The sequence below is a fragment of the Bradyrhizobium sp. th-b2 genome (assembly GCF_000426785.1).
GTDB classification, from domain to species: domain Bacteria; phylum Pseudomonadota; class Alphaproteobacteria; order Rhizobiales; family Xanthobacteraceae; genus Bradyrhizobium; species Bradyrhizobium septentrionale.
The window spans coordinates 383553-409596 of sequence record NZ_AUGA01000004.1 but is presented as its reverse complement, the minus strand read 5'-3'; the positions used below and the strand labels follow the sequence as shown (position 1 = coordinate 409596).

The following is a 26044-nucleotide window of genomic DNA, read 5'->3' as shown; positions in this document are numbered from 1 at the left end:
TTTGTTCGGCTTCCGCTACGGCTCGCCCATCACGAATGGGCGTGGCCGCATTCCCTGCAGATTCGACTCTCGTGCCGGGTAACGACCGTCACGCGTCCGCGCTTGAGAACCCAGGAGCGCGGCGGAATGTCCAGCAACACATCCGCGAAGGCGAACGTGTCGAAGATCACGATGTCCGCCGGCTTGCCCACCGCCAGACCGTATTGATCGGACAGCCCCACCGCACGCGCAGCGTTGGAGGTGCCCATCCTGAGAACCTCGAGCTGATGTTCGGGCGTGCCAAACTGGATAAGATGGGCCAGCAGATTGCCGATCTGAAGCGGGTCGGCCTTCCCGAAAGGGGTGAAGGCGTTGCGGATATTGTTCGAGGAGTAGGCAACATTGACGCCGGCGGCGTGCAACGCGCGCACCGGTGCCAGGCCACGACGTGGCCGCGCGTCGTCCTTCCGGCCGCCGAGATAGGTGTCCGTGGCGGGCAGCGTGACGATGGTGATGTCCGCTTCCCGCAGCAGATCAATGACCGGCTTCGCCTGTTCGGACGTCAGAGCACCAAGGCTCGTCATGTGGCCCAGCGCGACCCTGCCTCGATAATTCGTATCGATGGTTTTTCGCGCGATGTATTCCGCCGCGGCGAAGCGCCTGTCGTCGGTGTCGTCGGCAAAGTCGGCGTGCATGTCGATGTCGAGATCGTGCTTCAAGGCCAGATCGAACACCTTGTCGACATGTTTGCACGTATCGTCCCAGCTCAGCTCGTTATAGGGACAGCCGCCGACCACGTCGGCGCCCATCGCTATGGCCTGCTCCATGAGATCGATCACGCCCGCGGTCTTCAGCAGGCCTTCCTGGGGAAAGGCAACGATTTGCAGATCGAGCAGATCCTTGTACTCGTCCTTCAGCTCCAGAGCGGTCTCGACTCCGATCAGTCCCTGGATCGGGTCGACATCCGGATGGGCGCGAACGAAGACCGTGCCGTTGCGGACCGCCATGTCCAGAACCTTGCGCGATCGCTCCAGCACATCGCTCCGCTCCTGCTTCGCCTTGAGGATTCCGGTGACCCGGATGGCTTCTTCCAGGGTTCCCGAACGAGCGGGCAGCCGTCGATGCACAAACGCCTTTTCGAGATGCAGGTGCGGTTCGATGAAGCCAGGCATGGCGACGCGGCCCTCCGCATCGATCTCCTCTTCACCCACCCTGTCGAGGCTTTCCTCAATCGCCGCAATTCGCCCTCCGCGAATTCCGATATCCATGAGGGGCTGCTCGTCGCTAAGCCGAACCTGGCGAACGACCATTTCCATCGATGATTCCTCCCTGGCTTCGTCGGAGTTTTGCTTTTTGTTTCCCCGACGCGTTGAGAAGCCTAGGGCAGAACCTGCCGCGGGATAATCGGTGGGTTCCTAGGAGGCGGCTAGGAATAATCCTAGAAATGCCGGCGTGAATTCCTTGCCGGGGCGTCCCCGGGGTTGCAGGAGTGCCGCGTAAAACCGGTCGGATGGAATGTCGGGCAGATCACTCGACGAGCTGATTTCGGAGCGCGTAGTGAACCAGGTCGACGACCGTCGCAGCCCCCATCTTTTCCATCAGGTTCGCCTTGTGGGTGCTCACGGTCTTGATGCTCAGATTGAGCCTGCGGGCGATGTCGGTGATCTTGCGTCCAAGAACCAGCATATCGAAGACTTCGCGTTCGCGTTTCGTCAATCGGATATGCGGGAATTCCGCCACCAGCGGGCGCCGGGCAGCTTCTCGCGTCGCCGCGCTGACAAACATCTCGTCGCGCGCAGCGGTCCTGATTGCCTGGATCAGCTGATGACTTGCGCTATTCTTGGTGACGTATCCCGCGGCGCCGGCCTTCAGCGATTCGATGACGTACTGATGCTCCTCATGCATGCTGAGGACGACGATGCGAATCCCTGGATGCTTGGCCTTGAGCAGCTGGAGCAGCGGAATCCCGCTGATTCCAGGCATGGAGAGATCGAGCAGCGCGATTTCGCACGGCGTCGTTTCCAGCAGCCCCAGCAGTTCCTCGCCGCTTCGCGCCTCGCCGACGATATCAATATCGGCCTGATCCGCGAGAATCTGCTTCAATCCCTCGCGGAAGATCGTGTGGTCGTCGGTGATGATGAGACGTGTCATCGCCCGGTCCGGACTTCCTCGGAAACGTGGAGCGGAATGCGCACCGACACGCGCGTTCCGCTATACGTAGCGCCGGAAACGTCGATCGATCCTCCGAGGGAGAAGGCGCGCTCACGCATGCCCACGAGGCCCAAGCCATCGCGCGGCAATATCACGTTGTCGATACCGCGGCCATCATCGACGATCTCGAGCTGTAGCTCGTCCGCGACGTGCCGTGCGCTGATGTCGACCTGCCTCGCATGTCCGTGGCGGAGCGCATTCGTGAGTGATTCCTGGACGATGCGGAACACGCCCGTGCTCACATCCTTGCTGTAGGCAATATCCTCCCGATCAAAGGACAGGGAGACGTCGAGCCCGCTCATCTCGGTGGAGTTCTGCGTCAGCCACTTGATCGCAGAGACGAGACCGAGTTCGTCCAGCATGATGGGCCTCAAGTCGGCCGCTATGCGTCGAAGGTCGGTCACCGAACGATCTGCGACAGAAACGAGTCGGTCGATATGGAGGCGCAGGACGTCTGGCGACGAGAACAGATGGTCCCGGATCCAGGTCAACTGGATCTTCATCGCCGTGAGTGTCTGACCCAGCTCGTCGTGAAGTTCCCTTGAGATTCTCGTGCGCTCCTCCTCCCGGACCGACTGAAGGTATGAGGACAGCTCGCGCAACTGCGACCTGGAGCGGCGAAGCTCGTGTTCTGCCGCCCTTCGCTCGGTGATATCGCGGGAGATGCCCACGGTCCCGACGATGCGCCCGGCATCATTGCGGATGGGGGCTTTGATGGTCTCGAACCAACGCAGTTCGCCGTTGTTGTCGGGACGGGATTCCTCGTACCGCCGGCGTCTGCCGCTCTTCAGGACGGCGAGATCGGTGCGCAGATAGACATTGGCGATCTCGGGCGGCCATACCTCCGATGGGGCTTTCCCGATCACCTCTTGTTCAGGCAGGCCGACGACTTTCAGATAGGCCGAGTTGACGGCAAGATAGCGCGACTTGCGATCCTTGAGCCATGCCATGTCAGGAATATTGTCGAGCAGCGCTCGTTGCCGCTCCTGTTGTCCATCGCCGGTCATCGTCGAACACTATCAACTTCGCGATACCTGCATAGTGGAAAATCGTCTGTAGTATGTGCGCGAGGCGCCGTCGCTTTCTTCGCAAATGCGAAACGGATGGAGGGATGTTCAATCACCGCTTGCCGCGGCGTGTGATCGCATCGTCGACGCTCCAGCCGGATGAACTCCAGCTTGGCGCGAGCGCCGGCGGGGATGTCGTCGCAGTCGCGCTTGTTGCGCACCGGCAGTATCACACGGGTCAGGCCGCGGCCGCGACCACCTTCTCCTTGATGCCGCCGACCGGTAGCACGAGGCCGGGGGCGCCGTCTTCGAGGCCAGGTCTCACGGACGGTCCGGAGAAGGCCGCCTGCGAAAATCAAGTAAGCGGCCCTGTCGCATCGCTGAAAAAATGTTGAGGCGTCTGATATCGGGAAGGCGCTAAGGCTGTCCTGCTCGCCCGGATCGCGTCGTGGACGACCCATCGCGCAGTTCAAAGCGAGTCAGAGACCGACAGCAGTTGGAGGCGTAACCATGTCACGTCACCACAAGATGCCGCCGATCCCGCCGGCCAACCGCAGCCCCAAGGGCACGGGTGGCGGAGTGGAGGTCAAGAAGGACACGTCATCCACCAAGGCGGTGGGCAACCCTGCAGAGCAGGGCGACACGGCCAACATCAAGCAGAACACGACGAACGCCGGGTATTTCAAGGGGCGTCGTGCGGGCTAGCTGGCGCGTATTCGAGCGAAGTGGACCTCGGTTCGCGTGAAGAAAGCGCGTCAAAACAAAAAGCTGGAGCTTCGGTTCTGATTCAATCAGAACCGGAAATGCTCTAGCCGGATGCTGCTCGCTTTCATTCCGCGGCGGCAGGCGTGGTCTTCGCGGCCTCCAGGGCCGCAGCGATCGCGTCGTCGACGCGCTCTAACCAGATGAACTCCAGCTTGGCGCGGGCGCCGGCGGGGATGTCGTCGTAGTCGCGCTTGTTGCGCGCCGGCAGCATCACCCGGGTCAGGCCCGCGGCTGCGGCCGCGACCACCTTCTCCTTGATGCCGCCGACCGGCAGCACGAGACCGCGCAGCGATATCTCGCCGGTCATCGCGGTGTCGCTGCGCACGGTGCGGTCGGTCAGGAGCGAGGTGAGGGCGGTGAACATCGCTACCCCCGCGCTCGGGCCGTCCTTCGGCGTAGCACCAGCGGGAACGTGGACGTGGATGTCGCTCTTCTCGAACACGCCGGGGTCGATGCCGAGCTGGGTGGCGCGGCTCTTCACCAGCGTCAGCGCGGCCTGCACGCTCTCGCGCATGACGTCGCCGAGCTGTCCGGTGATCATCAGCGCGCCGCGGCCCGGCGTTCGTGACGCCTCGATGAACAGGATGTCGCCGCCGACCGGGGTCCAGGCCAGCCCGGTGGCAACGCCGGGAATGCTGGTGCGCATCGCGATCTCGTTTTCGAACCGCGGCTGGCCGAGCAGCGACACGATGTCCTTTGGCGCGATGGTGACGTGGCTCGTGCTGCCTTCGGCGATCTGCACCGCGACGTTGCGCAACACCTTGCCGATCTCGCGCTCGAGGTTGCGAACGCCGGCCTCGCGGGTGTAGCTCTTGATGATCAGCCGCAGCGCGTCCGGATCGATCTCGACCTGCTCGGCCTTGATCCCATTGGCTTCGAGCTGGCGACGCACCAGATAGCGCTTGGCGATCTCGAGCTTCTCGTCCTCGGTGTAGCCGGGAAGGCTGATCAGCTCCATGCGGTCGAGCAGCGGGCCCGGGACGCCGTCGAGCATGTTGGCGGTGGCGATGAACACGACGCGCGAAAGGTCGAACGGCACGCCGAGATAATTGTCGCGGAAGGTGCCGTTCTGCTCGGGGTCGAGCACTTCGAGCATCGCGGCCGACGGATCGCCCTGGATGCCGCGGCCCATCTTGTCGATCTCATCCAGCATCATCACGCAATTGCGCGCGCCGGCCTTCTTGATCGCCTGGATGATGTTGCCGGGCAGTGCGCCGATATAGGTGCGGCGGTGGCCGCGGATCTCGGCCTCGTCATGCACGCCGCCGAGCGAGACGCGGACAAACGGCCGCGACATCGCGCGCGCGATCGATTGCCCAAGCGAGGTCTTGCCGACGCCGGGCGGTCCGAGGAAGCAGAGGATCGGCGCCTTGCCGCCGGGCGCGAGCTTGCGCACCGCGAGATATTCGATGATGCGGCTCTTGATCTTCTCCAGCCCGTAATGGTCCTGGTCGAGGATCTTGCGTGCCTCGGCAATGTCGATCGGCTTCTCCTCGGGCAGGCTCCAGGGCAGGTCGATCAGCCAGTCGAGATAGCTGCGCACCATGCCGGACTCGGCTGCCGCTTCCGGCATCCGCTCATAGCGGCGCAGCTCTTTCTGGGCCTGGCTTTCGGCTTCCGGCGGCATCTTGGCCTCGACGATCGCCTTGGTCAGCTCGGCCACCTCGGCGGCCTTGCCGTCGCCTTCGCCAAGTTGGCGCTGGATCGTCGCCATCTGCTCGCGCAGGATTGCCTCGCGCTGCCGCTCGTCGAACACCGCCTTGGTCTTCTGCCCGATCTCCTGGCTCAGCCTCAGCACCTCGATGCGCTCGGCGAGATGCCGCGACACCTTGTCCATCCGCGCCGCGAGATCGATGGTTTCCAGGATGTCCTGTTTCTCCGGCGGCTTGATGTCCATGTAGGAGGTTGCAAGGTCGGCGAGCGTCGCCGGCGAGGTCGCGCTCTGCAGCGCGGCGATCAATTCGGGCGGCGTCTGCGGCAAGAGTTGCGCGGCTTCCAGCGCCTGGCGCTGCAAATTGAGGAAGCGTGCCTCGATCTCGGGCGAGGTAGTGGTGGGCTCGGGGATCTGCAGCACGCGGGCCGCGAGGAACGGCGTGCCGGGCAGATAGTCGAGCACGCGCATGCGCTGCACGCCCTGGCAGACCAGATGATGGGTGTCGTCGGCGCCGGTGATGTAGCGCACGATGTTGGCGACGGTGCCAACACGGTACAGCCCGTCCGGGCCGGGATCGTCCGCCTCGGGGTCGCGCTGCAGCAGGATACCGATCTGGCGCTGCTCGCGCACCGCCTGCTGGGCCGCGGCGATGGATTTGGCGCGGTTGATCGAAATCGGGATGATGACGTCGGGAAACAGCACGGTGGTGCGCACCGCGATGATGACCAGCGCGTCGCTGGGGATCGGCGCCGATGCCGTGGTCGAGCCTGAAATGTCTGAAGCAGCCATGTCGAAATCCTCAGCTCGATTTGCCAAGCCGCAGGCCGACGCAGCCATGCGCGGCAAAGCGGCTGATGGTGTAGCGGCCGGTCGGCAGCGCGATCCGGCGCTCGAACCGGCCCTGCGGCAGCTCGAGGCGCAGGATGCGGGCGTCGCGGAGCTCTGCGGGCAGGATGCGGCGGCCTGAGATCACCAGCGTGCCGCCGTCGAGCGCGGCCTCGACCTCATCGGGGTCGACCCCCGGCAGCGCGACCAGGATGAGGATCTCCTCGTCCGTCTCGATCACGTCCATCGGCGGTTCCCAGCTCGGCTCGCTGCCCGCCTGCGGGCGCAGGTTCAGGAAACTCTGGTGCAACCGTTCGGCCCGGGCGAGCGCCTCGATCGCGTCGGTCAGCATCCAGTTGATCGGATCCTTGGGGCCCATGGGCAGTCTCCACGTCGCATTGGGAGCCAAGGTTACCGGTCTTGCCGCCGACCGTAAACCGGCCCCTCGCGTCGCCGTTCGGGGAGGTAAAATTGTCCGAAATCTCGCGATTTGCGGCACGTGTGCGATGCGCCGCTGCACTCTGCCCGGACCAGGATGGCTCGATGTTAGGATCGCTGCCTACAGCCAGCCGGAACGCCGGAATCGCCAGAACAGCCCGCCGCATGCGACCAGCATCAGGCCCATCACGACGAAATAGCTGTACTCCCATTGCAGCTCCGGAATGTACTTGAAATTCATGCCGTAGATGCCGGCGACGGCGGTCGGCACGGCAACAATCGCAAGCCATGAGGCGAGCTTCTTGGAGATCGCCGTTTCCTGCGCCTGACCGACTAGCAGGCTTGCTTCAAACGCAAAGGCGAGCACTTCGCGCAGGGCATCGATCCGTTCCTGGATGGTGCGGACGTGATCCGTGACATCCCGGAACAGCGGGCGCATGGTCTCGCGCACCATTGGCAGGTCGTCGCGCTCCAGTCTGCGGCAGACCTCCACCAGCGGCCCGACCGCGTTGCGCAGACGCAGCAGGTCACGTCGCAGCAGATAGAGCCGCTCGATCTGCGCCCGCGTCATCGCGCTCGCAAGCACCTCCGCCTCCATCGCCTCGACCTCCTCCTGGATCGTCTCGAGCACCGGTGAGTAGTTGTCGACGATGAAATCGAGGATCGCATAGAGAATGTAGTCCTCGCCGCGGGCGAGCGCGCGCGGGCAACTCTCGCAACGCTCGCGGACCGGCGTGTAGGACGTCGAGGCGCCGTGGCGCACCGAGACGATGTATCCCTCGCCGACGAACAGATGCGTCTCGCCGAAGGCGATGCTCTCGCCGTCGAGCTGCGCGGTGCGTGCCACGATGAACAGCGCGTCGCCGTATTGCTCGATCTTCGGCCGCTGATGTGCATGGTTCGCATCCTCGATCGCGAGGTCGTGCAGCTGGAACTGCCGCTGCAGGCTTCTGAGCAGCGTGATGTCCGGCTCGTGCAGGCCGATCCACACCACATGGTCCGGCTTGCTGCGCCAGTTCGCGGCTTCGTCGATCGCGATGTTGGCGATGCGTCGTCCTTCGACGTAGACGCCTGCCGCGATCACGCCATCGGAATTGACGGGCCCGGCGGTTGCGTCGGTTGGCGATACGAGGTCCATGGTCTCCACCCTCGGTTATCGAACCCGCTTGACGCTATTCGTTGCCAAAAGGCTAGCACTGTATGGGCGCCGGTCAACACGCCGAGACGTTGCGTCCCGGCTTGTGGGGCGGCATGGGGTGCATCCCATTGCGGATTGGCTGGTCTTTATACGGCTCCTATGCCGCATCGCGGCGGGTCCTCTCGAATTCCTACGGTGTTGTCGGCATCTTTTGTCCTGACGCGGTGCGCTCGCGCGCCGCCAACAGGAAGGTGGGACATGACCTTGCTTCAATTGCACGATGTCCGGCCGCGCGGTTCGGCCGGTGCCATCCGCCCCGTACTGAAGCGGACGATCCGGCGGATCGTCCTTGGCTTCAGGGCGATCCACCGCTCGATCGCCGCCGCGAAGATCCATCGTCTGCGCAACGAGCTCTTGCTGCATCGCGGCCATGAGGACTGGGCGCGGATGAACCTGAACACGCGCGGCGGCGATGCCGAGAAATATCCGCGCCCGCCGGTCGTGCTCGGCGAGAAGTGGGACTATTGAGATGCGTATCGTTTCATCGATCCGTGTCCTGCTGCGCAGTGCGGCAGAGGGGCTGTTCAAATTCCTCGCCTGGATCGGCGAGGAGCCGATTAGCGCTTACCGGCCCGAGGCGCACTACATGCGCGGCCCGGGACCGGCCTGGCGGGCCAAGCATCAGCCGGGTCAGGTTGCCTCGCTCCGGCGCGTCAGGTGATCGAGCAGATTCATCGGCAGCGGAAACACCACGGTTGAGGAGCGCTCGCCGGCGATGTCCTGCAGCGCCGCGAAGTAGCGGAGCTGCATGGCCTGCGGCTCCTGCGCGAGGATCCGCCCGGCCTCGACGAGCTTCTCGGCGGCCTGCTGCTCGCCCATCGCGTTGATCACCTTTGCGCGCCGCAACCGTTCCGCCTCGGCTTGCTTGGCGATTGCCCGCACCATGGTTTCGTTGAGATCGATATCCTTGATCTCGATCCCGGTCACCTTGATGCCCCAGGCGTCGGTCTGCTTGTCGAGGATTTCCTGGATATCGGCGTTGAGCCGGTCGCGTTCGGCGAGCATCTCGTCGAGCTCGTGCTTGCCGAGCACCGAGCGCAGCGTGGTCTGTGCAAGCTGACTGGTCGCAGCCATATAGTCGCTGACCTTGATGATGGCGCGTTCGGGATCGACGATGCGGAAGTAGAGAACGGCGTTGACCTTGACCGAGACGTTGTCGCGCGAAATCACGTCCTGGGGTGGCACCACCTGCACCACCACCCGGAGATCGACCTTCACCAGCTGCTGCACGATCGGAATCAGGAGGAAGAGCCCGGGGCCCTTCACGCCGGTGAAGCGGCCCAGCGTGAAGACGACGCCGCGCTCATATTCGCGCAGGACACGAACGGCCTGCGTCAGGAATATCACGACGACCAGCGCCAGCGCCGCATAGCCGAAATAATCAAGCATCATGCTGTACCTCCCTGCCGGTGGCGATCGGCGCGCGCCGCACCACCAGCGTCAAATCGATCAGTTTGGCGACCTCGACGGTCTCTCCGGACTGGAACGTCTCGGTGCCGCGCGCTTGCCAGCGCTCGCCATTGGTGAAGACGTGACCTGATGTCCCGGACCAGTCGAGCACCTCGGCCGACAGGCCCTGCATGGCCTGGGCACCGAGGCGCAGCTGCTCTTTCGCGGCGCGGCGCAGCGCGCCGAGCACGGCAACCAGGAAGGCAGCAAGCGCCGCCGCGGTGATGCCGATGACCCACCATGACAGGCCGTAGCCCGGCGTCTCGTCCCGGAACAGCATCAGCGCGCCCAGCACGAAGGCGACAAGCCCTCCGGCGCCGATCACGACCGTCGGGTTGAAGGCCTCGATGGCGAGCAGCGCGATCCCGACCAGCATCAGGGCGAAGCTCGCGTAGTTGGTCGGCAGCAGATTGAGAGCGTAGAGGCCGAGCAGCAGGCAGATCGTGCCGACGACCCCCGGAGCGACCATGCCGGGCGACATGAATTCGAAGATCAGCCCGTAGATGCCGACCATCAGCAGGATGAACGCAACGTTGGGATCGGTGATGACCGCAAGCAGGCGCGAGATCCAGCCGGGTTCGATCGCTTCGATCGCGATGTCCTTGGTTGCAAGCCGTTGCGTCTTGCCGGCTGCGACCTCCACCGTCCGACCGTCGACCTGTCTGAGCAGATCGGCCGGATCGCGTGCGATGATCTCGATGACATTGGCCTGCAGCGCAGCGTTGGTGGACAGGGTGGCGGCCTCGCGCACCGCCTTCTCGGCCCAGTCGGCGTTGCGGCCGCGCAGCTCGGCGAGGCTGCGGATGAAAGCGACGGCGTCATTCGTCGCCTTCGCCGTCATGGTATCCTTCGGTTGCTGCTGGCGGTCACCATCCTTGGCGTCCTTGTCGGGGCCGGGCAGGCCCGGTACGCCGCCGATCTGCACCGGCGTTGCGGCCCCGATGTTGGTGCCTGGCGCCATCGCCGCGATGTGCGTCGCATAGAGTATGTAGGTTCCGGCGCTCGCCGCATGCGCGCCGGAGGGGGCGACATAACCGACCACGGGGACAGGAGAGGCAAGCACGTCGGCGATGATCTCGCGCATGCTGGTGTTCAGACCACCCGGCGTATTCAGCCGCAGCACGACAAGCTCGGCGCGCCGTTCGGCGGCCTTGGCCAGGGCGCCCTTCACATAGCTGGCCGACGCTGGCCCGATGGCTCCATCGATCGAAACGGTCACGGCGAGGCGGCTGTTGTCCTCCGCGGCACCGGGACGGATGGAGACAAAGAGGGCGATGAGCGCGGTCGCCGCAACGAGGGCTGCCCTTAAGGTCTGCACGGCAAGCACTCCCTTGCCGAAAATATGGGGCGCCGCTTCGGAACCTCAATATGGGCGTGGTGTCACGGGCGATGCCGGCGCGTGCCATTGTGCATTGCGATGACTTGCGTCGGGCCGGCACATCTCACTGCGCGGCGGCGAGGTATTCGTCGGCAAGCTCGGCCATCGCCTGCGCGAGCTCGGCTTTCGCCGATCCGTTGAGTTGGACGATCGGCGGCCGCGTCGCCGGCTGCATGAACCCGAGCAGCGCCAGCGCGAATTTCAAGGCGGCGGGATGCTCGCGCTCCAACAGGGTTGCAAGCGGCACCAGCCGCTGGTGCAACTCCCGCGCCTGGTACAACCGTCCCGCGCGAAAATGCCTGTGAACGGCCACATACAGATCGGGCGCGACGTTCGCCACGGCCGAGATGCAGCCATCGCCGCCGGCCGCGATATAGGCGAGCGATGAATTGTCGTCGCCCGTCAGCATCCGGAACGTTGCCGGCAGGCGTAGGCGCAGGCGCGCCAGGCGGGCGACGTCGCCGCCGCCGTCGCGCAATCCCACGATGCGTGGCGCTGCGGCGAGCTCGAGCAGCGTCTCATCCGCAAGGCCCTTCACCGTCCGCGACGGGATGTCGTGCAGGATCACCGGCAGCGTGGTGGCCGCGGTGACGGCCTGGAAATGCGCGGCCATGCCCTGTGGCATCGGCTTGTTGTAATAGGGCACGACCGACATGATGGCGTCGGCGCCGGCCGCCGCTGCGGTCCGGGTGAACGTGACCGCGCGATCGGTTGCGTTCGACCCGGCGCCGGCGATGATTCGGACCCGCTTGCGCGCGATGCTGGCCGCGATGCGAACCAGCTGCACGCGCTCCGCGGGCTCAAGCGTCGAGCTTTCGCCCGCGGTCTCACCCACCACCAGCGCGGTGGCGCCGGCCGCGATCTGGCGCTCGCAAAGCCGTGCGAACGCCTCGGCGTCGATCTCGCCCTGATGGTTGAAGGGGGTCGGAAGATCGGGGATGAAGCCCGACAGCCATTCGGCCGTGTCCGCTTTCGAAGCCGCTTTCGCAGTCGCCGCTTTCGCAGTCATGGGGGTGGCTCAGGCCACGCGGCTTGCGGGGAGGTTCGCGGTCTCGCCGCGCATATCGAGCTCGATCTCGCGCGACAGCTCGATGATCATTTCAGGGTGCTGGCCGTTCTCGAACAGCGCGTATTTGACGGCCTGGGCGCGGTTGACGAATAGGCCGCCATAGAGGCCGTTCTGTTGCTGGGCGACCCACTGGCCGCGGTGGTTGCGGCCGATGAAGACAATGGTGGACGCTGCGCTACACGAGGGAGGTTCGACGAGTTTCACGGTGGTAGTCCTTGCTCTTTTGTTTTTGACGCGTTTTCTTCACGCGAACCGGTATCCATTTCGCTCGAAAACGCTTCAGTCACAGTCACGCGATCAATGTCTGATTTGCCGGATATGAAATCGAGCGCGTGCGAGCAGCGACTTCATAGGAGCGGCATAGGATTTGAGGGGTGATTTCAGAGGCGCTGGACGATGCCGGTGCCGAGCGCGCACAGCGCGACATAGGCGGTCATCTCGTCCCAGTGATTGAGGTTTTTGGCAAACGGCATCTCGCGCTTGACGAGCCCGGCCAGCGCGCAGATCAGCGCCGACATCCAGAGCAGCGTGACGAGGCCCTTGCCGAAGCCTGTGCCGGCGAACACGGCGAAGCCGATCATGATGGCGAGCCGGAAGCCGAACCGGACCAGGACCTGGGCCGACCGCAGCTGTCGCGGCAGTTGCTTGGTGTTCACGGCGGGGCCGCCGTCAGCCGATATTGTCGACGAACAGCGGCTCGTAGAGCGAGCGCGTGTCGCGGCGGACGGTGGGTACGCTGGTCCGACTGTCGGGCGCGCTGATCCGCTGTGCCTCGACGAAGGCGCTGAGGATCGCGAGCGCGAGATCGCTGTGGCGGGTTTCGATCGACTGGTCGAGCCAGTCCGGAAGTTCGCGTTCGCGCGACAATGCGCAATGCCATTCGCCCTCGTCATAGACCAGGCGGCGGACCTGCCATTGCGGCAGTTCGAGATCGAGCAGCGCGATCGCTGCATCGGTCCAGGCGCCGGACTGGATCAGGCGCTCGACACGGGCGCTCTTGCCGTTCTGCCCGACCGACGGAAAGCGCCGGCAGGTCTGGCTGATGATGTCGGCCATGAACTCTGCAGTGACCGCATAAGCGTCGCGCAGCCGGTCGCCGAGGTCGGTCGAGGAGTTTTGGGATAGCACGGACATGACGTCATCTCGTTCTACGCGCGGCCCAAGAAGGAGTGGTTCAAGGCATTGGCCGCAGGCCCAAAATGGCCGGATAGCCATTTGAAAACGAGATGAAGCGAGGGGCGGAGATATAGGGATTCCATAAAGATGGAACCCACGTCGTCGTCCTGGCGAAAGCCAGGACCCATTACCCCGGATGGAAATCGTTGGGCGATGCTGGGGCCGCCTATCTCGTTCATCACCAAGCGCGGTGGTTATGGGTCATGGCTTTCGCCAGGACGACGGCGGAGAGGCACGGACCTTTATAGGATTCCTATAACGTCCTTATGCGCCACATCTCGAAAACCTATGCCCCGGATGGCACCTCACCACCACCCGGCGCGGAGCGCTTATACGGTCGCCCGCGCCCTGTGACCATAGGAGTCTCACATGATGGACATTCTCATGGCGGCGCTCGCGATCGGCTTCTTCGCGGCCGGCATCGGCTACGCCTACGCCTGCGAACGGCTGTAAGGGAGGCGGCGATGATCTTCGATTATTCGCTCGCCGGCCTCGTCTCGCTCGGCCTGTTGTTCTACCTCACCTACGCTTTGCTGCGGCCCGAACGCTTCTAGGCGGTCCGCAATGCTCGCGCTTTGCACAATTCTGTTAGCCGACGCGGTGCTGACCGGGCTGCTGCTCGGCCTGTTCGCGTCGCTGCTGCGCTTCGCACCCATTCGAAAGGCTTGACGCAATGACCGTCATCGGCTGGATTCAAATTATTCTGTTTTGCGCGATCGTGATCGCGCTGGTCAAACCGCTCGGCTGGTACATGACCCGCGTGTTCAACGGCGAGCGCACCTTCCTCTCGCCCGTGCTGCGCCCGGTCGAGCGCGGCATCTACTGGGTCGGCGGCGTCGACGAGCGGCGCGAGCAGCACTGGCTGACCTATACGGTCGCCATGCTGCTGTTCCATGTCGGCGGCTTCGCCCTCATCTACGGCCTGATGCGGCTGCAGGCGGTGCTGCCGTTCAACCCGGCCGGACAGTCCGCGGTTGCCGAGGATCTCTCGTTCAACACCGCGATCTCCTTCATCACCAACACCAACTGGCAGAACTACGGCGGTGAGAGCACGCTGTCCTATCTGGTCCAGATGCTCGGCCTGACCCACCAGAACTTCCTGTCGGCGGCGACCGGCATCGCGCTCGCGATGGCGCTGATCCGCGGCTTTACCCGCTCGTCGATGCGCACGGTCGGCAATTTCTGGGTCGACGTCACGCGCTGCACGCTCTATGTGCTGCTGCCGATCTGCATCGTCTATGCGCTGTTCCTGGTCTGGCAGGGCATGCCGCAGACGCTCGGCGCCTATGTCGACGCCACCACGCTGGAAGGCGGCAAGCAGACCATCGCGCTCGGCCCGGTGGCCTCGCAGGTCGCGATCAAGATGCTCGGCACCAATGGCGGCGGCTTCTTCAATGCCAACGCCGCGCACCCGTTCGAGAATCCGACGGCGCTGTCGAACCTCGTGCAGATGATCTCGATCTTCGCGCTCGGCGCGGCGATGACCAACGTGTTCGGCCGCATGGTCGGCAACGAGCGCCAGGGCTGGGCGATCTTCGCCGTGATGGGCATCCTGTTCGTCGCCGGCGTTGTCGTCACCTATTGGGCGGAAGCCAACGGCACCTCGGCGCTGCAGGCGCTCGGCCTGACGGGCGGCAACATGGAGGGCAAGGAGGTCCGCTTCGGCATCGTCGCGTCCTCGCTGTTCGCCGTCGTCACCACCGCCGCCTCCTGCGGCGCGGTCAACGCCATGCATGACAGCTTCACCGCGCTCGGCGGCATGATCCCGCTGATCAACATGCAACTCGGCGAAGTCATCATCGGCGGCGTCGGCGCCGGCTTCTACGGCATGCTGCTGTTCGTCGTGCTGGCGATCTTCGTCGCCGGCCTGATGGTCGGCCGCACCCCGGAATATGTCGGCAAGAAGATCGAGGCGCGCGAGGTCAAGATGGCGATGCTCGCGATCCTGGTGCTGCCGCTGATGTATCTCGGCTGGACCGCGGTCGGCGTGGTGCTGCCGTCGGCGGTGGCCTCGATGGCCAATGCCGGCCCGCACGGCTTCACCGAGGTGCTCTATGCCTTCACCTCGGCGACCGGCAATAACGGCTCGGCGTTCGGAGGCCTCACCGGCAACACCTTGTTCTACAACCTGACGCTCGCGTCTGCGATGTTCGTCGGCCGCTTCTTCATGATCGTGCCGGCGATGGCGATCGCGGGATCGCTGGTCGAGAAGAAGTCGATCCCGGCCTCGGCGGGCACGTTCCCGACCACCGGCGGCCTGTTCGTCGGCCTCGTCATCGGCGTCATCCTGATCATCGGCGGCCTGACCTTCTTCCCGGCGCTGGCGCTCGGGCCGATCGTCGAGCACCTCGCCATGAACGCTAACACCCTCTTTTGATCCGATACGTCCGGAGTGACATCCATGGAAACCATGAAACTGCAGAAGCAGGTGACGGCGTCGACCATGCTCGACCCGAAGATCCTGGTGCCGGCGATCTGGTCGGCCTTCGTCAAGCTCGATCCTCGCCTGATGGCGAAGAATCCCGTGATGTTCGTCGTCGAGGTCGTGGCCGCGCTGACCACCGTGATCTTCGTGCGCGACCTCGTCACCGGTGGCGCCAATCTCGGCTTCACCTTCCAGATCATCCTCTGGCTCTGGTTCACGGTGCTGTTCGCCAACTTCGCCGAAGCGGTCGCTGAAGGCCGCGGCAAGGCGCAGGCGGAATCGCTGAAGAAGACCCGCACCGAGAGCCAGGCCAAGCTGCTCACCGGCACCGACCGGACCTACCGGATGGTGCCGGGCACCTCGCTGAAGGTCGGCGATGTCGTGCTGGTCGAGGCCGGCGACAACATCCCGTCGGACGGCGAGGTGATCGAAGGCGTCGCTTCGGTCAATGAAGCGGCGATCACTGGCGAGTCAGCGCCGGTCATCCGCGAATCCGGCGGTGACCGTTCGGCGGTCACCGGTGGCACCCAGGTGCTGTCGGACTGGATTCGCGTCCGCATCACCGCGGCGCAGGGTTCGACCTTCATCGACCGCATGATCAAGCTGGTGGAGGGCGCCGAGCGGCAGAAGACGCCGAACGAGATCGCGCTCAACATCCTGCTCGCGGGCCTCACCATCATCTTCGTGTTCGCCACGGTGACGATCCCGAGCTATGCGGCCTATGCCGGCGGCTCGATCTCGGTCGTGGTGCTGGTGGCGCTGTTCGTCACGCTGATCCCGACCACGATCGGCGCGCTATTGTCGGCGATCGGTATCGCCGGCATGGACCGCCTGGTGCGCTTCAACGTGCTGGCGATGTCCGGCCGTGCGGTGGAAGCCGCCGGCGACGTCGACACGCTGCTCCTGGACAAGACCGGCACCATCACGCTCGGCAACCGCCAGGCGACCGCGTTCCGTCCGATCCGCGGCGTCTCCGAGCAGGACCTTGCCGACGCGGCGCAGCTCGCTTCGCTCGCCGACGAAACGCCGGAGGGCCGTTCGATCGTGGTGCTCGCCAAGGAGAAGTATGGCATCCGCGGCCGCGACATGCATGAGCTTGCCGCGACCTTCGTGCCGTTCACCGCGCAGACCCGCATGAGCGGCATCGATGCCGGCTCCTCGTCGGTCCGCAAGGGCGCGGTCGACGCGATCCTCAGCTATGTCGACGGCGGCTCGCACCGCACGGTCGCGTCGGGCAACACCGTTCGTGCGGTCGCGGCGACGATGAGCGCGGAAGCGCGCGAGATCCAGTCGATCGCCGACGAGATCGCCAAGGCCGGCGGAACGCCACTGGCCGTCGCCAAGGACGGCAAGCTGCTCGGCGTCGTGCATCTGAAGGACATCGTCAAGGGCGGTATCCGTGAGCGCTTTGCGGAATTGCGCCGCATGGGCATCCGCACCGTGATGATCACCGGCGACAATCCGATGACCGCGGCCGCGATCGCGGCCGAGGCCGGCGTCGACGACTTCCTGGCGCAGGCAACGCCCGAGGACAAGCTCAAGCTGATCCGCGACGAGCAATCCAAGGGCAAGCTGGTCGCGATGTGCGGCGACGGCACCAACGACGCGCCGGCGCTCGCCCAGGCCGATGTCGGCGTCGCCATGAACACCGGCACGCAGGCCGCCCGCGAGGCCGGCAACATGGTCGACCTCGACTCCAACCCGACCAAGCTGATCGAGGTGGTGGAGATCGGCAAGCAGCTGTTGATGACCCGCGGTGCGCTGACCACGTTCTCGATCGCCAACGACGTCGCGAAATATTTTGCGATCATCCCGGCGATGTTCCTCGCGTTCTATCCGCAGCTCGAGGTGCTGAACGTGATGCGGTTGGCAAGTCCGCAGAGCGCGATCCTGTCGGCGATCATCTTCAACGCGCTGATCATCATCGCGCTGATCCCGCTGGCGCTGAAGGGCGTCAAGTATCGCGCTGTCGGTGCCGGCGCGCTGCTCGGCCGCAACCTGATGATCTACGGCCTCGGCGGCATCATCATCCCGTTCATCGGCATCAAGGCGATCGACCTCATCGTCGCCGCCCTGGGCCTGGCGTAACCCGTACAACCGTCATTGCGAGGAGCGAAGCGACGAAGCAATCCATCGATCCCCGTGCTGAACCATGGATTGCTTCGCTTCGCTCGCAATGACGAAAGAGAACTAGGAGACCTATCATGTTGAGAGAAATCCGCCCCGCCATCCTCGTGCTGGTCCTGCTGACCGCGATCACGGGCCTTGCCTATCCGCTCGCCATTACCGGGATCGCCGGCGTGATCTTTCCGAGGCAGGCGCAAGGCAGCCTGATCGAGAAGGACGGCAAGGTGATCGGCTCCGCCCTGATCGGGCAGGAGTTCAAGGAGGACAAATACTTCCACGGCCGGCCGTCGGCGACGGTAGCGCCCGATCCGAACGACTCCTCCAAGACCGTGCCGGCGCCCTACAACGCAGCCAATTCCGGCGGCTCCAACCTCGGCCCGACCAGCAAGGCGCTGAACGACCGGATCAAGGACGATGTCGAGAAGCTGAAGGCGGAGAATCCGTCCGCCAGCGTGCCGGTCGATCTCGTCACCACCTCGGCCAGCGGTCTCGATCCCGACATCTCGCCGGACGCCGCGCTGTTCCAGGTGCCGCGGGTCGCCAAGGCGCGCAGCATGTCCGAGGACGCGGTGCACCAGCTGGTGACGCAGAACATCCAGGGCCGCTTTGCCGGCGTGCTGGGTGAGCCCCGCGTTAACGTTCTTGCGCTCAACCTGGCGCTGGACGCGGCAAACGCGAAATAGGGGAGTAGGCCGCCACTCGCAGGATGACTATATTGCGGTATGGCCAATCAGCGCGACCCTGAAAAACGACCCTCGCCGGATGCGCTGCTGGAGGCGGCGCGCCGCGAGGCCGATCGTTCGGGACGGCTGAAGATCTTCATCGGCGCAGCCCCCGGCGTCGGCAAGACCTACGAGATGCTGCAAAGCGCCCACGCCCGCCTCAAGGCGGGCGTCGACGTCGTGGTCGGTGTGGTCGAAACCCACGGACGGGTGGAGACCGAGGCGCTGCTGAAGGGCCTCGAAGTGCTGCCGCGGAAGCGGCTGGCCTATCGCGACCAGACGCTCGAGGAGATGGACCTCGACGCCTTGATCGCGCGGCGGCCGCAGCTTGCGCTGGTCGACGAGCTCGCCCATACCAATGCGCCGGGCAGCCGGCATCCCAAGCGCTATCTCGACGTCGAGGAGCTGCTGTCGCACGGCATCGACGTCTACACCGCGATCAACATCCAGCACATCGAGAGCCTCAACGACGTCGTCGCGCAGATCACCCATGTGCGAGTGCGCGAGACCGTGCCCGACTCGGTGGTCGATCGCGCCGACGCCATCGAGCTGATCGACCTCACCCCCGACGATTTGATCCAGCGGCTGAAGGAGGGCAAGGTCTATGTGCCCAAGCAGGCCGAGCGGGCGTTGGAGCATTATTTCTCGCCCGGCAATCTGACCGCGCTGCGCGAGCTGGCGCTGCGGCGTACCGCCGAGCGGGTCGACGAGCAGCTGCTCACCCACATGCAGGCCAATGCCATCCAGGGTCCCTGGGCGGCGGGCGAGCGCATCCTGGTCTGCCTCAGCGAGGACCCGCGCGCGGCCGGTCTCGTGCGCTACACCAAGCGCCTGGCCGACCGGCTGCATGCGCAATGGACCGCCGTCAGCATCGAGACGCGGCGCAGCCTGCAATTGACCGACGAGCAGCGCGACCGGCTCTCCGACACCATGCGGCTTGCCGAATCGCTCGGCGGCGAGGCGCTGACGCTTCCCGGTGTCGGCCGCCGCATCGCCGACGATGTCATCAATTTTGCCCAGGCCAACAACGTCACCCAGATCATCATCGGCAAGTCGACGCGCTCGCGCTGGTTCGAGCTGACGCATGGCTCGGTGGTGCACGATCTGGTGCGCCGCGCCGGCAATATCAGCGTCAACGTGATCGCCGGCGACGAGCTGCCGGTCGGCAAGGCGCCGGTGCAGACCGCGCAGCGGCAGGAGCCGTTCAATCCGCGGCCTTATCTGATGTCGCTGCTGCTGGTGGGACTCGGGCTCGGCGCGGCCAAGCTGATCCAGCCGTTCTTCGGCATCGAGAATGTCGACCTCGTCTTCCTCACCGCCGTGGTCGGCGCCGCGGCGCGTTACGGCCTGTGGCCGTCGCTGCTGGCGAGCGTCGCCGCCTCGCTGTGCTACAATTTCTTCTTCCTGCCGCCGGTCTATACCTTCACCATCACCGACCCGACCAATGTCGCGGCGTTCTTCTTCTTCATGCTGATCGCGCTGATCGTCTCCAACGTCGCGGCACGGGTACGTATCCAGGCCGACACCGCGATCGGTCGCGTCCGCACCACCGAATCGCTCTACGCCTTCAGCCGCAAGCTCGCCGGCACCGCGACGCTCGACGACGTGCTGTGGGCGACCGCCTACCAGATTGCCCTGATGCTGAAGGTGCGGGTGGTGCTGCTGCTGCCGGAGGACGGATTGTTGGCGGTCAAGACCGGCTATCCGCCGGAAGACCAGCTTGACCAGGCTGATCTTGCCGCCGCCAACTGGGCCTGGGGCAACGATCGCCCGGCCGGCCGCGGTTCCGACACGCTGCCGGGCGGAAAGCGGCTGTTCCTGCCGATGCGCACCGGCCGCGGCCCGATCGGCGTGATCGGCATCGACGACGATCGCACCGGGCCGCTGCTGACGCCGGACCAGCGCCGACTACTCGATGCGCTGGTCGATCAGGGCGCGCTGGCGATCGAGCGCGTGCTGTTGGTCGAGGACATGGATCGGGTCAAGCGCACGGTCGAATCCGACCGGCTGCGCGGCGCGCTCTTGACCTCCATCTCGCACGATCTCAAGACGCCGCTCGCCTCGGTGCTCGGCTCGGCCTCCGCGCTGCGCGATCTCGGTGCCAGCCTGAGCGACGCCCAGAAGCATGATCTGCTCGCCACCGTGATCGACGAATCCGAGCGGCTGAACCGCTTCATCGCCAATCTGCTCGACATGACCAAGCTGGAATCCGGCGCGGTCGTGCCGAACACGGCGCGGCACGATGTCGGCGAAATCGTCGGCAGCGCATTGCGCCGGGCGGGCAAGATCCTGGTGCACCACAGGGTGTCGCTGGAGCTCGCAGCCGACCTGCCGATGCTGGAGCTCGACGCCGTGCTGTTCGAGCAGGTGCTGTTCAACCTGCTCGACAACGCCGCCAAATATGCCCCGTCGGACACCACGATCTCGATCCGCGGCGGCCGCGACCGTGACGCGGTGACGCTGCAGATCCTCGATGAAGGCAACGGCATTCCGGCCGCCGAGCTCGAAAGCGTGTTCGACAAATTCTATCGCGCCGAGAAGGGCGACCATGTCCGCCCCGGCACCGGCCTTGGCCTTGCGATCTCGCGCGGCTTCGTCGAGGCGATGCGCGGCACGATCGCGGCGGCCAACCGCTCCGACCGGACCGGCGCCGTCATCACCATCCGCCTGCCTGTTACGGCCGACACCAACGCGCTGGACACTGCTGCATGAATGCTATCCCCATCAAGGTCCTGGTCATCGACGATGAGCCGCCGATCCGCAAGCTGTTGCGGATGGGGCTGAGCACGCAGGGCTACGACATCCTCGAGGCCTCCAACGGCAAGCTGGCGCTGGAAATGCTGGGCGAGGGGCCGGCGCTGATCATCCTCGATCTCGGATTGCCCGATATCCAGGGCCACGATCTCCTGCGCATGATCCGCGGCCGCAACGAGAGCGTCCCGATCGTGGTGCTGTCGAGCCGCGGCGACGAGGCCGGCAAGGTGCAGGCACTCGATCTCGGCGCCGACGATTACCTGACCAAGCCGTTCGGTATGGACGAATTGCTTGCGCGGCTGCGCGCGGCGCTGCGCCACCAGTTGCAGGTGCAGGGCGAGCGTCCGGTGTTCCGCTCCGGCGATCTCTCGGTCGATCTGGTGCGCCGGATCGTCAAGGTTGGCGACAAGGAGATCAAGCTGTCGCCGAAGGAGTACGATCTTTTGCGCGTGCTGGTGCAGCATGCCGGCAAGGTGCTGACGCATCGCTTCCTGCTGAAGGAATTGTGGGACGAACTGACCGACGCGCAATATCTGCGCGTCTATGTCCGCCAGCTCCGCCAGAAGATCGAGGCCGATCCCGAGCGCCCGCAATTCGTGCTGACCGAAACCGGCATCGGCTATCGGCTGCGCGCGGCGGACTGAGCTGTCACAGCGATCGGAACTTTGGCTCCCATCGAGGCTTGTTTCCCCTTACCGGGAGAGAAGCCATGGCAAGGAAATACTCGCGGAAGGCATCTGATGATGTCGAGCGTGTAATGAAGAAACGCAAGGCCGGAACACTGCGCAGCGGCCGCTCGAAGAAGAAGGTGACGAGCCGCAAGCAGGCGATCGCGATCGGACTATCCGAGGCCCGCGCCAAGGGGCGGAAGGTGCCGAAGAAGGCCGCCAGGAAGACGGCCAAGAAGATGGCGAAGAAGCGCAAGGCTGCGAAGAAGCGGTAGGGCGCCGTCCGTCTACCTTCGTCATGGCCGGGCTTGACCCGGCCATCCACGTCTTTCTGGCCAAGAAGATGGATACCCGGGTCAAGCCCGGGCACGACGCGTGAAATTCAATTCACCCCGCCTTCCGCGACCGCGCGCTCGACCGGTGCGCCTTCTTCGCGGCACGGCGGTGCGAGGTCGGGCGGCGCGCACTGGATTGCGCACGCTTCGCGCCGCCTTTCCGGTCTTTCAGGCTCTGCTTCAGCGCGTCCATCAGGTTCACCACATTGCTGGGCTTCTCCTCACGCTCGACGGCCTTGATCGGCTTGCCCGCGGCCTTGCGGCGTACCAGCGCTTTCAACGCGGTCTCGTACTCGTCCTTGAATTTCGATGGGTCGAAATGCGCGGCCTTGCTGTCGAGGATGTGGCCGGCGAGTTCGATCATGTCCTTGGTGACCTTCGGGCTCTTGATGTCGTCAAAATAATCGTCGGCATCACGGACCTCGTACGGGTAGCGCAGGGTGGTGCCGAGCATGCCTTTGTCGAGTGGCTCGATCGCGATCACGTGCTCACGGTTGGTCAGCACGATGCGTGCCAGTGCGACCCGGTCCTGGTCCTTCATGGCGTCGCGGATCACCGCGAATGCGTCGGCCCCGGCCTTGCCCTCGGGCCTGATGTAGTAGGGGTGGTCGAGATAGCGCTTGTCGATCTCGCCCGCGGGCACAAAGGAATCGATATCGATGGTGTGGTTGCTCTCGATCTGGACCGCATCGAGCTCGTCCTTCTCGATCTCGACATATTTGCCCTTGCGGACCTCGTAGCCGCGGCCCTTCTGGTCGCCCTCGACGACGTCGCCAGTCTCGGCATCGACCATCTGCTGCTTCAGCCGGTTGCCGGTCTCCCGGTTGATCATGTGGAAGCGGGTCTTCTCGACCGCCGTCGAGGCCGGATAGAGCGCCACGGGACATGACACCAGAGAAAGCTTGAGCGTGCCTTTCCAGTAGGCGCGGGGAGCGGCCATGATCGCCTCCAAACAGCTTGAGTTTGGAACTTGAACGGATACCGTAGGTTTTGGTTCCTGATGGCCGCAGGCTCGCGGCGGCCGCCGTTTGTGCCGAGGCCTGTAAGTGTCGCTGAGAAACCTCACCACCTATCGCAAGAAACGCGACTTCGAGAAGACCAATGAGCCGTCGGGCGACGTCAAGGTGGCGCCCGGCAAGCTACGGCGCTTCGTGATCCAGAAGCATGACGCGACGCGGCTGCATTATGATTTTCGGCTCGAGTTCGACGGCGTCTTCAAGTCCTGGGCGGTGACGCGCGGGCCGTCGCTTGACCCGCATGACAAGCGGCTCGCGGTCGAGGTCGAGGATCATCCGCTCGACTATGGCGATTTCGAAGGCACGATTCCGGAAGGCCAGTATGGCGGCGGCACGGTGCAGCTCTGGGATCGCGGCACCTGGGAGTCTGACGATCCCGAGCGCGGCTTCAGGAAGGGTGATCTGAAGTTCACGCTTCACGGCGACAAGCTGAACGGCAGCTGGGTGCTGGTGCGGATGAAGAACGACCGCTTTGGCGGCAAGCGCACCAACTGGCTCCTGATCAAGCACCGCGACGAATTTGCCGTTGACAGCAATGGCGAGGCGATCCTCGAGGAGGACCGCTCGGTCGCCTCCGGCCGCTCGATGGCAGAGATCGCCGCCGGCAAGGGCCGCGCGCCGAAGCCGTTCATGCTGGCCAAAGGCAACGGCAAGGCCAAAGCGGACGCGGTCTGGCAATCCAATCACGGCATGGCTGCGGACGCGCGCGCGAAGACCAAGGCGCCGCCGCCCAAGACAAAATTAAAGGAACAATTGAAGGCAGTGTCAAAGGCGCAGCCGAAGCGGGTGGCGGAGATGCCGGATTTCGTTCCGCCGCAACTCTGCGCCGCAGTCGAGCGTCCGCCAAATGGTACGGGCTGGTGCCACGAGATCAAGTTCGACGGCTACCGCGTGCAGCTCCGCGTCGAGGACGGCGCGGCTGTGCTGAAGACCCGCAAGGCGCTCGACTGGACCGACAAATTCGGCGCGATCGCAAAGGAAGCCGCCAAGCTGCCGGACGTCCTGATCGACGGTGAGATCGTCGCGCTCGACGAGGGCGGCATGCCGCATTTCTCGACGCTGCAGGCGGCATTGTCCGACGGCAAGACGGACCGGCTGATCTTCTACGCCTTCGACCTGCTGTTTGCCGGCAATGAGGATCTCCGCCCGCTGCCGCTCACCGAGCGCAAGGCGCGGCTGAAAGCGCTGCTTGAGGGACGCAAGGGCAAGAACCCTTTGATCCGCTATGTCGAGCATTTCGAGGAGCGCGGCGAGGCAGTGCTGGATTCCGCGCGCAAGCTCGGGCTGGAAGGCATCGTCTCCAAGCGGCTCGACGGCGCCTACCGCTCGGGCCGGTCCGATGACTGGACCAAAGCAAAAATCCGCGCCGGCCATGAGGTGGTGATCGGCGGCTGGAAGACCACCAACGGCAAATTCCGCTCGCTGATGGCCGGCGTCTATCGCGACGATCATCTGGCCTTTGTCGGCATCGTCGGCACCGGCTTCGGCCAGGACACGGTCCGCCGCATCATGCCGGCGCTGAAGGCCGCGGCATCCGACACGAGCCCGTTCGGCGGCAAGGACGCGCCGAAGAAAACTCGCGACGTGCACTGGCTGAAGCCGGAGCTGGTCGCCGAGATCGAGTTCGCCGGCTGGACCGACGCCGGTAATATTCGCCAGGCCGCATTCAAGGGCCTGCGCCAGGACAAGCCGGCGCATGAAGTCGAGGCCGAGCGGCCGGTCGTAACCAAGGTGGTGAGGCCGATGGCCACAGGAAGATCATCCGGGAAATCATCCGGCGAGGTGATGGGCGTCGCCATCTCCCATCCGGACAAGGCGTTGTGGCCCGATGCCGGCGACGGCGAGCCGGTGACCAAGCTCGACCTCGCCAACTATTTCGAGGCGGTCGGCGCATGGATGATCGGCTATCTCAAGGGCCGGCCATGCTCGATCGTGCGCGCCCCTGATGGCATCAAGGGTGAGACCTTCTTCCAGCGTCACGCGATGGCCGGCACATCGAAGCTCCTGAAGCTCGCCAAGGTGTCCGGCGACCGCAAACCCTATCTGCAGATCGACCAGGTCGAGGGGCTGGCGGCGGTGGCGCAGCTTGGCGGCCTCGAACTGCATCCCTGGAATTGCGCGCCCGATGCCTATGACACGCCGGGCCGGCTGGTGTTCGATCTCGATCCCGCGCCCGACGTCGCGTTCAGCGACGTGATCGATGCTGCCAAGGACATGCGCCAGCGGCTGTCGGCCGTTGGCCTCGAAAGCTTCTGCAAGACCACCGGCGGCAAGGGCCTTCACGTCGTGACACCGCTGCTCGCAGGCGCCAGGGACAAGGTGACGTGGAAGGAAGCCAAGGCATTCGCGCAAGGCATCTGCCAGTGGATGGCGCAGGACGATCCCGAGCGCTATCTGATCAACATGTCCAAGGCCAAGCGCACCGGAAAGATCTTCCTCGACTATCTGCGCAACGACCGGCTCTCGACGGCGGTCGCGGTGCTGTCGCCGCGGGCGCGTCCGGGCGCGACGGTGTCGATGCCGTTGACCTGGCCGCAGCTGCGCGGCGATCTCGATCCGAAGAAGTATACGGTGCGGACAGTGCCGGCGCTGCTGGCGAAGACCAAGGCGTGGGACGGCTATGAGGATGCGGCATCGTCGATCAAGGCGGCGATGAAGAAGCTCGCGGCACAGTAGCAAATGTTGGGCAAGTCTGTGTCGCTGGCTTAGGTCGTCATACCTCGCGAAAGCGGGGTATCCGGTACGCCGCGGCTTATCGGCTTAATCGTCTACGGCTCTGGAATACTGGATCACCCGCTTTCGCGGGTGATGACAGTCGTTGATGTGGATGTGGATCGGGCACAGCACT

At 64.8% G+C, this 26044-nt stretch carries 24 protein-coding genes and 1 pseudogene; 11 read left to right on the top strand and 14 right to left on the bottom strand.

Annotated features, from left to right (window positions below):
- Positions 1 to 29: 29 nt before the first annotated feature.
- From K359_RS51515 to K359_RS66160, 4 genes and pseudogenes are all read right to left on the bottom strand, one after another.
- Positions 30 to 1295 (bottom strand): amidohydrolase family protein, encoded by a 1266-nt coding sequence (locus K359_RS51515; protein ID WP_035976338.1) that lies wholly within the window; start codon positions 1293 to 1295, stop codon positions 30 to 32.
- A gap of 211 nt (positions 1296 to 1506) precedes the next feature.
- Entirely contained in the window at positions 1507 to 2130 is a 624-nt protein-coding gene (locus K359_RS0109260; RefSeq protein ID WP_029079095.1) for a response regulator transcription factor, read from the bottom strand.
- A complete protein-coding gene (locus K359_RS0109255; RefSeq protein WP_029079094.1) occupies positions 2127 to 3197 on the bottom strand; it encodes a PAS domain-containing protein in 1071 nt (356 codons plus the stop codon). Before K359_RS0109255 ends, K359_RS0109260 begins: the two co-directional genes overlap by 4 nt.
- 146 nt (positions 3198 to 3343) lie before the next feature.
- Positions 3344 to 3492 (bottom strand): annotated as a pseudogene (locus K359_RS66160) (S16 family serine protease); the annotation flags it as partial.
- Positions 3493 to 3707: 215 nt separating this feature from the next.
- On the opposite strand from K359_RS66160, the gene K359_RS51510 reads away from it, so the two are divergent.
- Positions 3708 to 3902 carry a hypothetical protein gene (locus K359_RS51510; protein ID WP_035976334.1) on the top strand — a complete coding sequence of 65 codons (195 nt, stop codon included), beginning with the start codon at positions 3708 to 3710 and terminating at the stop codon, positions 3900 to 3902.
- Between the two features lie 124 nt (positions 3903 to 4026).
- Here the strand turns inward: K359_RS51510 and lon are convergent, their stop codons facing one another.
- The 3 genes from lon to corA all read right to left on the bottom strand — a co-directional run bounded on the left by lon (position 4027) and on the right by corA (position 8017).
- A complete protein-coding gene (gene lon / locus K359_RS0109240; RefSeq protein WP_029079093.1) occupies positions 4027 to 6405 on the bottom strand; it encodes an endopeptidase La in 2379 nt (792 codons plus the stop codon).
- A 10-nt stretch (positions 6406 to 6415) separates the two neighbouring features.
- Positions 6416 to 6820: an Hsp20/alpha crystallin family protein gene (locus tag K359_RS0109235; protein WP_029079092.1), complete on the bottom strand. Its 405-nt coding sequence runs from the start codon at positions 6818 to 6820 to the stop codon at positions 6416 to 6418.
- 180 nt (positions 6821 to 7000) lie between these two features.
- Positions 7001 to 8017 (bottom strand): magnesium/cobalt transporter CorA, encoded by a 1017-nt coding sequence (corA, locus tag K359_RS0109230; RefSeq protein WP_029079091.1) that lies wholly within the window; start codon positions 8015 to 8017, stop codon positions 7001 to 7003.
- A gap of 258 nt (positions 8018 to 8275) precedes the next feature.
- On the opposite strand from corA, the gene K359_RS0109225 reads away from it, so the two are divergent.
- Positions 8276 to 8545 carry a hypothetical protein gene (locus tag K359_RS0109225; protein ID WP_029079090.1) on the top strand — a complete coding sequence of 90 codons (270 nt, stop codon included), beginning with the start codon at positions 8276 to 8278 and terminating at the stop codon, positions 8543 to 8545.
- Position 8546: 1 nt separating this feature from the next.
- Complete coding sequence (locus K359_RS51505; protein WP_035976332.1) at positions 8547 to 8738, top strand: hypothetical protein; 192 nt, start codon at positions 8547 to 8549, stop codon at positions 8736 to 8738.
- Here the strand turns inward: K359_RS51505 and K359_RS0109215 are convergent.
- The 6 genes from K359_RS0109215 to K359_RS0109190 form a co-directional block, all read right to left on the bottom strand.
- Positions 8708 to 9469 carry a slipin family protein gene (locus K359_RS0109215; RefSeq protein ID WP_029079089.1) on the bottom strand — a complete coding sequence of 254 codons (762 nt, stop codon included), beginning with the start codon at positions 9467 to 9469 and terminating at the stop codon, positions 8708 to 8710. The two genes, K359_RS51505 and K359_RS0109215, sit on opposite strands and share 31 nt — an antisense overlap.
- Positions 9459 to 10844 carry a nodulation protein NfeD gene (locus K359_RS0109210; RefSeq protein ID WP_035976375.1) on the bottom strand — a complete coding sequence of 462 codons (1386 nt, stop codon included), beginning with the start codon at positions 10842 to 10844 and terminating at the stop codon, positions 9459 to 9461. The genes K359_RS0109215 and K359_RS0109210 overlap by 11 nt, the downstream gene beginning before the upstream one ends.
- 124 nt (positions 10845 to 10968) lie before the next feature.
- Positions 10969 to 11913 (bottom strand): 4-hydroxy-tetrahydrodipicolinate synthase, encoded by a 945-nt coding sequence (gene dapA / locus K359_RS0109205; protein WP_051346060.1) that lies wholly within the window; start codon positions 11911 to 11913, stop codon positions 10969 to 10971.
- 9 nt (positions 11914 to 11922) lie between these two features.
- Positions 11923 to 12177 carry a hypothetical protein gene (locus K359_RS51500; protein ID WP_035976331.1) on the bottom strand — a complete coding sequence of 85 codons (255 nt, stop codon included), beginning with the start codon at positions 12175 to 12177 and terminating at the stop codon, positions 11923 to 11925.
- Between the two features lie 176 nt (positions 12178 to 12353).
- The gene (locus K359_RS0109195) at positions 12354 to 12629 is read right to left on the bottom strand and encodes a hypothetical protein (protein ID WP_029079086.1); all 276 of its coding nucleotides are present in this window, start codon (positions 12627 to 12629) and stop codon (positions 12354 to 12356) included.
- A 13-nt stretch (positions 12630 to 12642) separates the two neighbouring features.
- Positions 12643 to 13107 (bottom strand): hypothetical protein, encoded by a 465-nt coding sequence (locus K359_RS0109190; RefSeq protein ID WP_029079085.1) that lies wholly within the window; start codon positions 13105 to 13107, stop codon positions 12643 to 12645.
- 506 nt (positions 13108 to 13613) lie between these two features.
- Here K359_RS0109190 and K359_RS51495 point away from each other — a divergent pair.
- The 7 genes from K359_RS51495 to K359_RS0109140 all read left to right on the top strand — a co-directional run bounded on the left by K359_RS51495 (position 13614) and on the right by K359_RS0109140 (position 22120).
- A complete protein-coding gene (locus tag K359_RS51495) occupies positions 13614 to 13703 on the top strand; it encodes a K(+)-transporting ATPase subunit F (RefSeq protein WP_016846764.1) in 90 nt (29 codons plus the stop codon).
- Between the two features lie 119 nt (positions 13704 to 13822).
- The gene (gene kdpA, locus K359_RS0109165; RefSeq protein ID WP_029079084.1) at positions 13823 to 15526 is read left to right on the top strand and encodes a potassium-transporting ATPase subunit KdpA; all 1704 of its coding nucleotides are present in this window, start codon (positions 13823 to 13825) and stop codon (positions 15524 to 15526) included.
- 24 nt (positions 15527 to 15550) lie between these two features.
- Entirely contained in the window at positions 15551 to 17662 is a 2112-nt protein-coding gene (gene kdpB / locus K359_RS0109160; protein WP_029079083.1) for a potassium-transporting ATPase subunit KdpB, read from the top strand.
- A 116-nt stretch (positions 17663 to 17778) separates the two neighbouring features.
- Positions 17779 to 18384, top strand: coding sequence for a K(+)-transporting ATPase subunit C (locus K359_RS0109155; RefSeq protein ID WP_029079082.1), 606 nt, complete (start codon positions 17779 to 17781; stop codon positions 18382 to 18384).
- Positions 18385 to 18423: 39 nt separating this feature from the next.
- Positions 18424 to 21135: a sensor histidine kinase KdpD gene (locus tag K359_RS0109150; protein ID WP_029079081.1), complete on the top strand. Its 2712-nt coding sequence runs from the start codon at positions 18424 to 18426 to the stop codon at positions 21133 to 21135.
- Positions 21132 to 21821, top strand: coding sequence for a response regulator (locus K359_RS0109145; RefSeq protein ID WP_029079080.1), 690 nt, complete (start codon positions 21132 to 21134; stop codon positions 21819 to 21821). The genes K359_RS0109150 and K359_RS0109145 overlap by 4 nt, the downstream gene beginning before the upstream one ends.
- 113 nt (positions 21822 to 21934) lie before the next feature.
- A complete protein-coding gene (locus K359_RS0109140; RefSeq protein ID WP_245284551.1) occupies positions 21935 to 22120 on the top strand; it encodes a DUF6496 domain-containing protein in 186 nt (61 codons plus the stop codon).
- 112 nt (positions 22121 to 22232) lie between these two features.
- Here K359_RS0109140 and K359_RS0109130 read toward each other — a convergent pair whose 3' ends face one another.
- A complete protein-coding gene (locus K359_RS0109130; protein WP_029079078.1) occupies positions 22233 to 23120 on the bottom strand; it encodes a Ku protein in 888 nt (295 codons plus the stop codon).
- Between the two features lie 106 nt (positions 23121 to 23226).
- On the opposite strand from K359_RS0109130, the gene ligD reads away from it, so the two are divergent.
- Complete coding sequence (gene ligD / locus K359_RS0109125) at positions 23227 to 25872, top strand: DNA ligase D (protein WP_029079077.1); 2646 nt, start codon at positions 23227 to 23229, stop codon at positions 25870 to 25872.
- The last annotated feature ends 172 nt before the right edge of the window (positions 25873 to 26044 follow it).